Origin of the sequence: Psittacicella gerlachiana (genome assembly GCF_003585965.1) — a bacterium.
GTDB classification, from domain to species: Bacteria; Pseudomonadota; Gammaproteobacteria; order Enterobacterales; family Psittacicellaceae; genus Psittacicella; species Psittacicella gerlachiana.
This window is the reverse complement of record NZ_NRJF01000087.1, coordinates 1-13,624: the sequence shown is the minus strand read 5'-3', so window position 1 is coordinate 13,624 and position 13,624 is coordinate 1. Positions and strand designations below refer to the sequence as shown.

Genomic DNA, 13,624 nt, shown 5'->3' with positions numbered 1-13,624 from the left:
TTTTTAAGGTACTTTTTTTAATAAAAAATAGTGATAAACTAAATTTAGAAAGAGAAGATAATCATCTTATCTTCAAACTCAAGTAGATATACTCTTATTGTAAATATTATTCTTAGTTTAAACTCCTCCAATAGCTCCTTTCTTCATGATCTAACAATACCTAGTAAAGTTAAGGAGCTATTTGTATCTAATTTTGATTTATAAAAATATCTTAAACAAATCCGTTATACCTTATAGTTAACATGCTTTCATAAAGATGATTCATGTTTCCTCATATGTCAAGTAGGTCTTAGAGAGGTATTAGTTACTTTTTATACCTCATCTCATAAAAACTCCTAAGAGCGAAAAGTTGATCCACTTCTTTGTCATGTAGTTATTTTCTTTTTTGGTTGTTAAAAGTTGAGTGGATATCGTTTAACTCTGCCCATCAATATCAAGTAATCCCAACTCTCTAAGACTTTTTCCCATATCTACCTAATCTATATTTAAAAGCTTTCGAGGAAAACTTTTAAATATATATTAAGTGCCTCTCCGATTTCTTTATAATTTGACGTAAGCAAATGTCTGAACCCTTACATCATGTGATGCGACTAATGTTTTAGCTCCCACATAACCATAGCAAGTTTAAAATGCTCTCGTTCAAATGACTTTTCCACGTCAAATTCCCTTTGATTTCTTGTTGGCGGTTAGCTGTGTTTACTGATAGAAAAACCTAACCTTAAATTATTAAAAGAAAAATAGATATCTTACTAACTAACTGCTAACAAGAGATCTGTACCGATCTTTGATTTTAAATAGGCTACCTAAGGGAAACCTTTTGTAGCTTAGCTTAACTAGCCTATCCTCAGTTTATCTTAGTTATTGGCTCCAAGTAGATTTGCTTGGAAACTATCAAACTGAATAGGTAAGGTTAAGCAGAACTATTATCTTGGGTCTAAGATCTAGTTTAAGTGAATGAGTAAATGTTATTGAAAATTTCTTAGACTACATCCAATGCATTAGGTTGTTTATGATCTAATAAATTGCGACAATCTTAGCTTTGAAAAGCGAAAAGATTAGTTCAGTGGTAATTGTAAGGTCAGGGTAGCCTCTTGGGTTGACTCTGGGCTATGAATACACTGCGTAGGTTGTTATCGGGTACAACACAACTTTGGCGTATACTATACTAAACCTAGTAACCGAGTAAAGAATAGCTAGGATAACTGAGATTTTAGTTCCCGCAGTTTCTGGTGGCTAATATAGGTCAAGGCTTATATTAGTCTCCTGAATCTAGCGGTCTTTTTTTATATCTGAACTAATTCCTAAATTCTTAACTACCTCGTAATTTCCTCTCTATCTTTTTTTCCTTACATCTAAGTTTTTGCTCAAAAAAGAAAATCCTTTGCTATTCTAAGCAAAAGGCAAGGATTTTTCCTGACAATTACTTTTATTAATACTTATCGCAACTAGAGAGAACGAGAAGTTAGATAAGACAATTGATGATAATTGTATTTATTTTCTTAAAAAATTAGAAGAATGAATCTTATAATTTTTTTAAGAGGGCAAATGAAACGTTTAAGAATGTCAACTATCAGACCTTTTTTAAAAAGAGAACGTCGTAGAAGAATTACAAGATTTATGCAACTTCACTTTAAAGAAGAACATAATCTTGAAGCTCTAGACAATTTATAGTTGTTTCTAACTTTCATTTCAGGAATTAATAACGCCTCTATACATCTTTTCTACTATACTTAGGAGTACCAAATGACTAAAACTATGTTAGCAGCTCGTTGGCATAAAGTTAAAGATATTCGTGTTGAAAACATTGAAGTTCCAGAAATTAAAGATCCACATGAAGTAAAAGTAAAAATTAAATACTGTGGAATCTGTGGTTCTGACTTACATGAATATTTAGCTGGTCCAATCTTTATTCCTGTTGACAAACCACACCCAATTTCAGGCGATGTTGCCCCAATTGTCATGGGACATGAGTGGTCAGCTGAAGTTGTAGAGGTAGGTTCAAAAGTTACTCGAGTTAAAGTTGGGGATCGTGTATGTTGTGAACCAATTTTATCTCCACACAAAGATGGGCGTTATTTATTAGCTGCATATCACTTATCTCCATTATTAGGTTTCCAAGGTCTATCTGGTGGTGTAGGTGGTTTCTCTGAGTATTCAGTATGTGGTGAACACATGCTTCACAAGCTTCCTGACAGTGTAAGCTATGAGCAAGCTGCTCTTGTAGAACCAGCTGCCGTTGCTGTGCATGCTGTACGTAAATCAGGCATCCAATTAGGTCAATCTGCAGTAGTATTTGGAGCAGGTCCTATAGGTTTACTCGTAGTAGAAGCATTAAAAGCAGCTGGTGCGGGAACTATTTTTGCGGTTGAAGTAAACGAAACTCGTCGTGCTCGTGCTAAAGCTTTAGGAGCAATTCCTTTAGATCCAACAGAAGTTAATGTGGTCGAAGAAGTTCACAGATTAACAGATGGTGGGGCAGACTTTACCTTTGAAGTTACAGGTGTACCTGCAGTTCTAGAAACAGCAGTGTTAACAGCTCGTACAGGTGGGGAAACGGTGATCGTTTCTATTTGGGAACGTCGTGCAGAATTACAACCAAATAACCTTGTAATTCCAGAAAGAAATCTTCGTGGGGTAATTTGTTATAACAATGATCACCCAGTAGTATTAAAACTTATGGAAAAAGGTTATTTCCGTACTGAAGATTTTGTCACTAAAACTATCGAACTTAAAGATGTAGTAACTGAAGGTTTTGATGCTCTAGTAGCAGATAAATCACAAGTAAAAATCTTAGTGGTTCCACCAACAGCTGAATAAGTCATTATTCCTATATAGAAATACAATCAACAAGGGCTAGGAGTTTTCTCCTAGCCCTTAAAAAGTTTAAATAAATTAAAAAGTTTAGTTTACATAACTCTGAAGCAAGCTGTAATGTGGATCTTGAGTAAGAGAAACTTGGAGCTTTTAGCTTCATTTTTTTATTTCCTTCCTCACAGCTTAACCCTAAAGCACATAAGATAAAAGCAAAGGGAAGCTAAGTTAGCTTCCCTTGAATTGTAAATTACAATATAAGATCCTGTTACTAGGCTATCTATCTCCTAACTCTTAGTGCATAAATTAAAACTTTATGCTTATAACTCTCGCTCGTTAGACTTAAATCTTAAAAAGCATAACCTACTAAAAGGTTTACCGAGTTAGAACTTGTATCATAAGCGGTATTTTTTAAGCCGGTTTTCCAAGCGTGACGATACTCAACTCCTAAAGTAAGACCCATATGGAATTTTACCCCACCTTCAAGACTTACATACATACCATGAGTATTTTGCGTCGTCCCCTCACTACCATTATTTAATGAATAATGTACATTATTCATTCCTAAACCTAAACTTACATAATGATCTACAGGTAAATTTGGAGTTTCAAGGACATAGGTAGTTTTTACGCCTACAGTATATTGCGTTACTTTAGTTGCAATACTTGTTCCAGCCTCTTCACCTTTAAATTTACCACTATCAAGGTTTTTGCTACTATAAGTAAAAGCTAATTCAGGTCCAAAATAAATTACATGACGCTGATCTTGACCAAAACGAGCAAGAGCAAAATCTACTCCTAATTTAGATACAGGAGCATAAAAGCTGTGATCAATATTCCCAAATTTGGTAAAACCATAACCTACCGCAAGATTAAATTTGAGATCATTATTGTAACGATTATATAAATCGCTGGTGCTATTTGCTTGCGCTCCGGCTACTAAACCTAAAGCTAAAGCAGTTGCTAAAAATACTTTACGAATAAATATTTCCAAAAGATACACATAGATAAAATAATATCTTTATTATACTCTATTAAGGCTGATTTCTCATCTTTTATCTTGGAAAACACAAAAAGTCGCACTTGAATATAAGTACGACTATTACATTTAAACATTAACTGAACAAAGCTGAGTTGTAATAAAAAAACCAAGATAATACTTAGTTGAATCCTCATCCTTAACGGGGAAACCTTTAAGGAACGCTTCTTCAGCATAGTTATTTTACCCCAATTTCATAAAAATGGTAATAGTTTTTTTCGTATTTATCTTAAAAAAACCTCCATTTTTAAAGCAAACCAAGAATGATTCTTTTTCCTAGAATGAAATTTTATGGGCTTATAAAAGCAACCCCGACCTAGGTAACCTAGATCGGGTTAAGACTTTAGCTTTTTAAGCTACGATGATTGCTTAGCTTAAGCTATAAAGATCACTTAGTCTTGATCTTTTTGATTACGCTTAATGATTTCTTCTACATCTACTCCTAATTCTTTTAATTGAGCATAGATAGAAGCTTCTAAACGAGCAATTTCTTTTTTATCACGATCTATATCTAAGATCACTTGTTCTAAATCGATTTGCTCTTCTTCCTCAAAAGTATCTACATAACGAGGAATATTTAGATTGTAATCATTTTCGATAATTTCATCAATTGAAGCTACATAAGCGTACTTATCAACATTAACACGATTTACATAAGTTTCAACAATCTTGTTAATGTTTTCTTCTGTAAGACGATTTTGTTTCTTATCTTTTTCAAACTCTTTTGAAGCGTCAATAAAGAGAACATCTTGATTCTGACGATTTTTCTTGAAAACTAAAATAATTGTTGGAATACCTGTACCATAGAAGAGGTTTGCTGGTAAACCAATTACCGTATCTAAATAGTTCTTTTCAATTAAAGCTTTACGAATGGTAGCTTCGGCTGCCCCACGGAATAATACCCCGTGTGGTAAAACGATCGCCATGGTTCCATTATCTTTTAAGTGATATAAACCATGGAGTAAGAAAGAAAAGTCTGCTTTAGTTTTTGGTGCTAACTTCCCGTAAGGAGCAAAACGTGGATCTGAAAGTTTTTCTGGAGCTGGATCCCAGTGAGCTGAATAAGGAGGGTTAGCTACTACTGCATGCACAAAACCATCAAAACTTCTGTTTTCTAAATCAACCGTTGGCCAATCTGAATCTAAAGTATCACCATTTTCTAGTTTCATATCTTTTGGATTCACATCGTGCATTAACAGGTTCATACGCGCTAAGTTATAGGTCGTAAAGTTCTTTTCTTGCCCGTAGAATTTTACCCTTTCATTAGCATTACGCAGAGCTGTTTTTGCGACAAACTCTGGGTTATTATTTAACGCAGTACGTACAGTTAATAGTAATGAACCAGAACCACAAGTAGGGTCTAACACTAGAAACTCATCATTTGGTTCGAGAATTTGTGCCACATTGTGAGTTACAATTTGCGCAATTAACTGACTAACCTCATGAGGAGTATAGAATTCTCCACCCGTTTTACCAGCATTAGCCGCAAACTTACCTATAAGATTTTCGTAAATTGCTCCTAAAAGATCACGTCCTTTTTCATCTTTAAAGTGCATGTCATTTACTTTTAGACATACTTCATTCAGGAATTGAGTACGTGAATTACTATCACTACCAAGACGTGTTGCTCTTAAGTTTACATCAACAAAGATGTTTTCAAAATCTTCACGTCCTTCATCAAGAATCCCTTCATTAAATGCTTCGAATAAATCGGTGTAAGTTGAAGCAAAGATTTTATTAGAGTTAATTAAATCAATTAAATTACTCCACAGATACTCTGGTAAAATAGTATAAGCTAAGTTAGCTTCTTGAGATACTTTTACCGCAGCTGCTTTATAATAAGTATGATAATCTTCATCTTTTTCACTAATCCCAGGCTTTTCATTTTGTACCATAACTTCAAGTACGTGCTTATAAGCCTGAGCAAAGGTCATGCTCGCAAATTCTTCTTCTCTAATATTTAAATCTACGCTATATTCAAGTAATTCATTAGCATAAACCTCTTGTTCAAGTTTTTCACTTAAGAAGCGATAGAAAAGGAAACCAAGAATATAGTTTTTATATTCTGAAGCATCCATGTTCCCTCTTAAGTTATTTGCCATTGACCAAATTTGGTTAAATAACTGGGTTGTATCTACTTGTTGATTTTGTTCACTCATAAGAGATCCTTGTTTATAAAAAGTTAAGGGATGAAATTCTGGAATTGTTTCCGTACTCTTATTATACTATATCCCCATCTTAAAGTTTTAAATTTTTGACAATTTCTTTCGTAAATAAAAACTCTTGTTTATCTACAAAAAAACAAGACTCCTCCCTTAAACCTTACTTAACAATACCAATTACTTCTCAAGAATACCCGTCATTTATTATATATTTATCTCTACCCGCCTTGAGATATTTATTTACTCTCTTTGCAAGTTTCTCGCAAAGATTAATCTCTATCTTCGAAAATAAATACATCTATCTAAAAAATGACATTTTTGTTCGTAAAAAAACAGGACGAGAATAAATTCTAATCCCGTCCTGTATTTAACTTATGTAAGAACTTGTTTAATTTAAGTTAATTATTTTTTAACTTAAGTTCTTGCTATTTATATTTTAAGATTCATTATTGCTTTGAGCTTGTCCAAAACCACGTAAACCTATTACCTGTACATATTCTCGATCACCATCAATTGTACGTACGAGTTTATAAGTAGTACCATTTTCTGGAGCAATATTTTCAGGAGCAGCAATAATTAATTGCATTTGCTGACGCTGACACAACTCAAAGAGAGTACCAATCGAACGAGAGTCAAGACGTGCTGCCTCATCTAAGAATAAGAGACGACATGGAAGTAAATCTTTAGCACGAATACGTTTAGATTCCTCTTCCCATGATTGTACTACCATTAAGAGAATCGACATCCCTGTCCCTATGGCTTCACCCGTAGATAAGGCTCCGGATTCGGCTTTGAGCCAACCATCAGAACCTCGGAAGACTTCAATTCCTAAATCAATATAATTACGGTAATCAAGAAGCTCTTCACCAATGGTTTGATAGTTTCTCGTTCCTACCTCAAAATCCACATTGATGCGTTGATAGAGTTTAGCAAGAGACTCGGTAAAGCTTAACTCACTATTTTCAAAAAGATCAGCATGTTTACTGCTACTTTCCCGTAACGCATTTAATAATAAAGCATGACTCTCACGACAAGTTGCCGTTAAACGTACCGATTTCACCTGACCAAAGGTCATATTTTGTAACCCTTGGTTTAATTGCCAAATCCGATTTTGTTCTCTCTGAATAGTTTTATCGAGAATTGAAGCTACATCTACAGCCGAAATCCCTAAAGATTTTTCCCTTTCTGCCAGTTTGCTACTTAACATGTCTAATTGAATTTCCATTTGTTCAATAGCTTCAATTGGATCATTAGTCGCTAATACATCTTGGCGAATACGCTCACGTAGATGTTGATATACCGCAATAAAGAACTCTACTTTTAAGAAAGGACGACGTGAATCTTCAGAAGATTTGAGAGCATCACGTAAATACTCATTATCACTAATTAAAGTACGTAATACTCCTAAAGCACGGTCTGATTTCGAACGTAACTCACTATTACTAAGAACTAAGAACTCTGGATGATATAAACGCGTCGCCACATGGTTTTCTTGAGCTAAGCGTTGCGAAATTTGCCATTTCTCTTTATTATCAGCCACATTGGTTCTTTGTAAACTAAAGTCTTTTTGGGCTTGAGCTATTTGCTCTTTGAGCATCTCTAAACGTTGGAGATTATTTTGATACTCATTTTTAGCATTTAGACTTTGCTCTTTGACTTGCTCAACCTCTTGTAAAAGCTTGCTTGCTTTTTCTTTAGCAGCTTCTACGGTTGCTGGAGTAACATTAGTTCCCGTTTGTTTTAAGTCATCGCTTAATTGCTCGAGTGTCTCTTGAGCTGAAGTTAACTGAGCTTCAAACTTAAATACTTGCTGACGAGCTTGTTCGTGTGCTTGCGCTTGTTGCTTGAGCTGTTCTTTTTCTTGACTACAAACTTGTTCAAGTTCTTTTAACTGCTCTCTTAAGCTTTCTGCAAGTTCATCACCTTCAAGTTCACCTAAGTCTTTGTACTTAAAGTGTTCTTGACGACTTACTACCTCTAGAGCAAGGTTTTGGAGATTACTAAGAAGTGCTTGCTCAGCTTTTACTTGTGCCAGCTCTGTACTTAAATCCACTTGCTCATCGACTTGGTATTGAAGCAAGCTATAGTCTTGTTCTAAGACCGCTAAGGCTTCAGCATATTGTTGAATATATCTTTGAGCTTCCTTAGCTTGATTTAAGTCATTACGTACACGTTGGTAATCATCTTCGAGCGAGTCCACGGCATGAGTAAAGATATTGAGCAGACGATTTAAGATTCCATTTTTACGAGTAAAATCCGCAATTTGAGCATTATAACTGTCAAGGTTTCGACGTAAATTTGTTACTTCACGTTCGCAATTGGTTAATTGACGTTGTAATTGATTAATTTGCCCTTCGGGATTTTCTCTAAAAGCTATATCAAAGTATTGAGCAATAAATGATGTTAAACTCTCAGCTAGAGCTTTATGCTGGAAGTACTCAGTTTCCAGTTCATTTAGTTGATAGAGCACATCTTTGAGTTCAGCTTTAGCTTGCTCTAAAAATTTCTCTCTTGCCGCTCGCCCAAAGGTAGTCATTTCTTGAATAGTCGAGAAACGTAACTGCTGTTCATTTACTCTTACTACCACTGAGTTATCATCTAATAAGGTACTATCAAACATACCTTCATTAAAATCATTAAAATCAGCTTCAATTAAATATAAATCTGATGGTACATCTTTTAATTGGAGCAGTTTTTCTTCAATCCCCGCTAAACTCGGAACAACTATAGCATCACGGGCTGGACCATAGAGAGCAGCATAGTAACGAGCATCATCGATGCTAATATCATCATAAATTTCTGATAACAGCACCCCATTAAGATCTTGAGCAATATACTGTAATTGCTGATCTACTCCCATGCCTTGTTTTTCAACTTTATAAATTTGCTCTTGGAGTTGATCACGTTGTTTTTCAAGGTTTTGTACTTGTAACCCTTGACGATTACTTAAACCTAGATAATGATCAAGAAGCTCACGAGCTTGCGGAGCATGGGTAATAGGTTGCTCTAATTTAGCATTGATTTTTTGTAGTTCTTCTTGAGCTTTTAAGTAAGGTAAACGCTGTTGCTGTAAGAAATTGAGCTGATTATTGATCAAGCTCATTTGCGCTTGTAACTCGGCAACTTGATCCTTAGCTTGGTTTCTTTGTTCATCAACTTGTGCAAAAGCTTGTTGATTTACCTCAAAGTACTCCACTAGTTCTTCTCGTGAACTAAAGGTTTCACCTAACTGTTGCTGTAATTGCGTTACTTGATTATTACTCGCTTGAGCTTGCTCACGACGTTGATGTAAACTGTTGAACTCACGCTCTAACTGCTCACTACGCTCAGCAAGATTGCGTTTAAGAATTGCTCCTTTGACTAGACTTTGAGCTAAAGCATAGGCTTGTGGAGCTGCTACTTCACGTCCTGCTACTTGCTGTAAAGCTTGAAGCACTTGTTTACGCTTAGTTCCTGAGTTTTGACTCACTTTTTGTGCCATGTCTAACTCATAGAAACGTTGATTAACTTGAGCTAAAGGCTGGTTAAACTTACCACTTAAAGCTACAATTTGCTCAACTTCTAGAGCTTGTTCCCCATAGGTTTGTAGTTCAGGAGTTAATTGCTGGTAATGCTCTAAGTAGTCTTGATTAAAACTATTAAACTTAGCTACTGCTTGTTTATATTGCACCTGACGAGTAGCTTGTTGATCAAGAGCAGCTTGAGCATCACTTAACTGGCGACGTAAGTTATCAATTTGGCTTTCTTTACCAATAATATTGTCGCTGAGTTCTTCACGAGCAATTGCGATATCTTCGGCTTTTAAACTTGCTATCTCAAGTTCTTCACGTAACTGCTCAACTTTTTGTAGTGCTTCATCATATTGCCCTTGCAGACGAGAAGCTGAAACTAAGAGGCTATGATATTCATTTGCCTGTTCATACTGCGTAAGCAACTGTTGATAATTCTCTTGATACTGTTGTTGCTCTAAAGCATAAGCTTGCACTTTGGTAGTCAAGGTTTGCGACTGAGTTTGTAGTTTATGTTTGTGACTACGAGCAGCTAATAACCCCAGCACTAACTCTTTGCGTTGATTATGTTGATATACATAATCAGCGGCTACATAATCTACGGCCGCATCAACAAGATCTCGGAAGAAATTACGATCTGCACGAGTTTGCTCAATTTTATTTAGAGTCATGCGATTTTCTAAAATCGCCGCTTCCATATCTTGGAACGCACGTTTTACGCTTCCGTTTTCTGGCAGTAAATACTCACGTAAAGATTTAGTAATAGTTGAAGAAATTCCTCCATATAAAGAGGCTTCAATTAAACGATAAAAGCGTGAGCGATCTTGTGGGGTACGTAAACGCTTTGGTAAAAACCCATAATCAAACATTTGGGCATGATAGTCCCCTAAAGAATGATAGGTTTTTAAGACTAAACCTTGTTGCTCACAAATAGTTTTAAGATCATTGAGCGGAACAATTTTAGCTTTGTTTGCCCCCAGTTGCTGTAAAAACAAGCTCGTAACTTCTTGTCCTTTTAAGCCCATAATCGAAAAAAGTTTTAAATCAACTTTTTTATCACGACCGGCAACTTGTTGTAATCTTACCCCAAAAAGCATGGTTTCGCCACGAGAATTCTCACATTCAAGAGCGGCATAACAAACTCCACTTTTTAGTTTTCCATGTAAGCCACGATCACGAGAACTTGACGTTGATCCCGCTTCAGTCGTATTACGGAAATGTAGTAAACTTAAATCTGGAATGAGAGCGGTAATAAACGCTGCCATGGTGGTTGATTTACCAGCACCATTACCCCCAGAAAGGGTGGTAACAAGATCATCAAGATCATATTTTCGTGCAAAAAAACCATTCCAGTTCATCATAATTAAGGATTTAAACTTTCCTCGTTTTAGCATTTTTGCTACCTATCTCTATAACCTATTTTTTCGTAAATGATGGATTGTCTTGATAAAGTAAATCTTCTTTAGCCAACTCAGAATCTTGATCGTCAAGATCTTCTAAAAGTTCGTGATCTTGCTCATCGAACTCCTCTTCATCTTCTTGCTCAAAATCATCTTCGTCAAATTCGTCTAGGTCGCTAAACTCATCTTCATCAACAAACTCATCTTCTTCAAGATCATCTTGTACAACTACTTCACTTTGCTCTTGTGTAAAACTCTCAGCTTTAGCCCAGTCTTGGGCAAAGTTCTCGGTTGCTAGTTCAGCCTCATCGGCAAATGAATCTTGTTCAGCTTGCTCACCTACATTTGATGTTTGTAATGAATCTAAATTAGATTCAGCTTGAGCCGCTAATTTTAAAGAAGCAGGCGTCACTGCCTCCCCTGAACGAATAAGTTTTTCTTGTGCTTGGGTAATATCTTCACCCGTACGTACTTCTGCTCCAAAACGGAAACAAGCGTTACGAATTAAGAATTTATCTTTACTTTTATCTTTGCCAAGAAAACTAATCATCCCCATGCGAGCAAGACGATTTAACGCCGAACGGAGTTTTTCAAAAAGCTTTACTTTATCTAAATCTGAACCTGTCGAACGAGGATTTATTAGTTTTACTAAACGCTCAACCTCAACCAAAGAAACTAATTCATCGTAAACTTCTTGGGCGGTAAAAATACCTTGTTGAGCTAAACGCTCTGGTGATAAATAAAGTAAGCAAAGTACCTTACCGACTAGCATTTCTAATTCATTAAGTTGCGAACTGGCAATAATGCTTGTACTCTTGGTACGTAAATAATAAAAATCTTCCGGAGCGTGGATAAGTTCAACATTGTAACGACGATAAAAACTATCTAGTTCATTAAAGTACTCATGGATAAAACTATGTTTTTCCATATCTTCACTACAAATGTGCTTCCCAGCTCTTAATTGATTATCTAGCTCTGGAAATAAGGGGCTACTCAAAGCCTCAATTAACTTATTTGATAAGCTAATACGATTACTACTCATAATTTTCTATCTTCAACCTATTGCCTTGGATAACGATTAATCACATGGGCTTGGACTTGGGCATGATATGCATTGACATCTTGCCATACTGCTTGGACTCCGGCTAATTCATCAGCAGCTACCCCAAGACGCATCGCTTGTTCCACAAAAATTCGCGCCACATCAAAATGAATGGCTAATGGATTATCTTGTAAGATCTTGCGTAAAATTAAAGCTATATCCAAAGGTTCTTGATTTTGTTTAAATGGAGTTAATACCATTTCCATTGCTAAAGCTATTTGATCTTGAACATTATCATAAGTTTCATAGCTAATAGCCTCAGGAATTTCACCAACTTCTTCACCTTCTACTAGATCTTGAGCTTCAGTACGTAAATCAAGAATCCTTTGCTGTTCAACATAAGTTAAGAAAAATGGTTGTTGTAAATACTCGCTTACTGAACGACGTAAACGGGTTGAAAATACTCGATTTTTATCGAGATCAATGGTATTACGAATAAATTTATGAATATGACGATCAAAACCTATCCATAAGTCTATACTTTGCTGTCCCCAAGAAATAATACGATCTAACTTTGTTTGTAAATGGGTAATTAAATCGTTGATTAAGAAGAAAACTCCTTTAAGCTCTTCACGCTCAAGATCACTAAAATCTTGCTCTAAGTGATCAACTAAAGTTAATAACTCGGTATTATCCCTAAATAATCCGGTTCTTAACTCAGGTTCTTGGCTTAACATCTCTAAAGTATTTAAAGCCTCAAGTTGATGATTAATTGCATAATAGATAGTTAATAACTGAGCTTGCAATTTATCCCCTGCGGAACTTAAAGTATCTTGAAGCTCACGTAAGGTATCACCTGTAGAAGCTAAGAGGTTTTTACAATTATCTATAGCCGCAGCCCAATCTTTAGACAAGAGATCAGAAATTTGTTGCTTAATTTGATGTTGTTCTTCATCTAACTCACGTTGACGATAATCAATTAAATCAAAAATCTCTGCTACTGAATAGCGAAGCGGAGCGTAGACATTAGTACTCCAAAAACTATAATCTCCAGTTTTTTGGCTCACTTGCGTAATCTCGTGCATTTCCTTAGCTACCATTGCTAACTGCACACTTAAACCTACTTGAGAAAATTCCTTTTGTCTTAGGTAGTTATCGGCAATGCCAATAGCAAGAGGAGAAAGACGATAAATCGAAGATTGATTCGCTACTTCTTCGTCTTCAGCAAAATCTAAACTAAAACGATTAAGTAACTTTTGCGTTACCATATCATTAATAATTTTATTAGCACGAGCCGCAGAGGTCGCCTCAGTTAACTCTGGACTATTTTGTTGTGCTAAAACTTGACGATACAAGTCAATGAGAATTTCTTCAGAAAGTTCACTAGTACTTGTACGCTGAAAAGAGTGAATCGCCAGTAAAAAACCTATGCGATCACTGGAAAGGTTTATTGAAAACCCATTCGAGTTCACCCAATCTAAAATATCATTGAGATGAAATGTAGCTTGTGAGCTTTCCATAAATATCCCTATAGGAAAATAAAAGTTAGTTTTTTATTGTCGATCTTATAGATTAGCAAAAATAACTTTAGTTCGCTTAAAAAAACACATATTTTTTGGAGTTTTTTATTAAAAACTCCAAAATATTTTTTCTTAAAAGTT

6 protein-coding genes and 1 pseudogene are annotated in these 13,624 nt (G+C 35.5%); 2 read left to right on the top strand and 5 right to left on the bottom strand.

Going from position 1 to position 13,624, the window contains the following annotated elements; translation table 11 throughout:
- The first annotated feature begins 1,545 nt into the window (after window positions 1-1,545).
- Both CKF59_RS08060 and CKF59_RS03605 read left to right on the top strand, forming a co-directional pair.
- A complete protein-coding gene (locus CKF59_RS08060) occupies window positions 1,546-1,671 on the top strand; it encodes a hypothetical protein (protein ID WP_281270074.1) in 126 nt (41 codons plus the stop codon).
- 72 nt (window positions 1,672-1,743) lie between these two features.
- On the top strand, window positions 1,744-2,817 hold the full coding sequence (locus CKF59_RS03605) for a 2,3-butanediol dehydrogenase (protein WP_281270073.1): 1,074 nt from the start codon (window positions 1,744-1,746) through the stop codon (window positions 2,815-2,817).
- 343 nt (window positions 2,818-3,160) lie between these two features.
- On the opposite strand, the gene CKF59_RS03600 is transcribed toward CKF59_RS03605, so the two are convergent.
- The 5 genes and pseudogenes from CKF59_RS03600 to CKF59_RS03580 all read right to left on the bottom strand — a co-directional run bounded on the left by CKF59_RS03600 (window position 3,161) and on the right by CKF59_RS03580 (window position 13,483).
- Entirely contained in the window at window positions 3,161-3,805 is a 645-nt protein-coding gene (locus CKF59_RS03600) for an outer membrane protein (RefSeq protein ID WP_222985561.1), read from the bottom strand.
- Window positions 3,806-4,242: 437 nt separating this feature from the next.
- Window positions 4,243-6,009: a type I restriction-modification system subunit M gene (locus CKF59_RS03595; protein ID WP_119534615.1), complete on the bottom strand. Its 1,767-nt coding sequence runs from the start codon at window positions 6,007-6,009 to the stop codon at window positions 4,243-4,245.
- A 439-nt stretch (window positions 6,010-6,448) separates the two neighbouring features.
- Window positions 6,449-10,915, bottom strand: a complete 4,467-nt coding sequence (gene mukB / locus CKF59_RS03590; protein WP_119534614.1) for a chromosome partition protein MukB — start codon at window positions 10,913-10,915, stop codon at window positions 6,449-6,451.
- 337 nt (window positions 10,916-11,252) lie between these two features.
- A pseudogene (gene mukE / locus CKF59_RS03585) lies at window positions 11,253-11,963 on the bottom strand (chromosome partition protein MukE); the annotation flags it as partial.
- Between the two features lie 17 nt (window positions 11,964-11,980).
- The gene (locus CKF59_RS03580) at window positions 11,981-13,483 is read right to left on the bottom strand and encodes a condensin subunit MukF (RefSeq protein WP_119534613.1); all 1,503 of its coding nucleotides are present in this window, start codon (window positions 13,481-13,483) and stop codon (window positions 11,981-11,983) included.
- Window positions 13,484-13,624 lie beyond the last annotated feature (141 nt).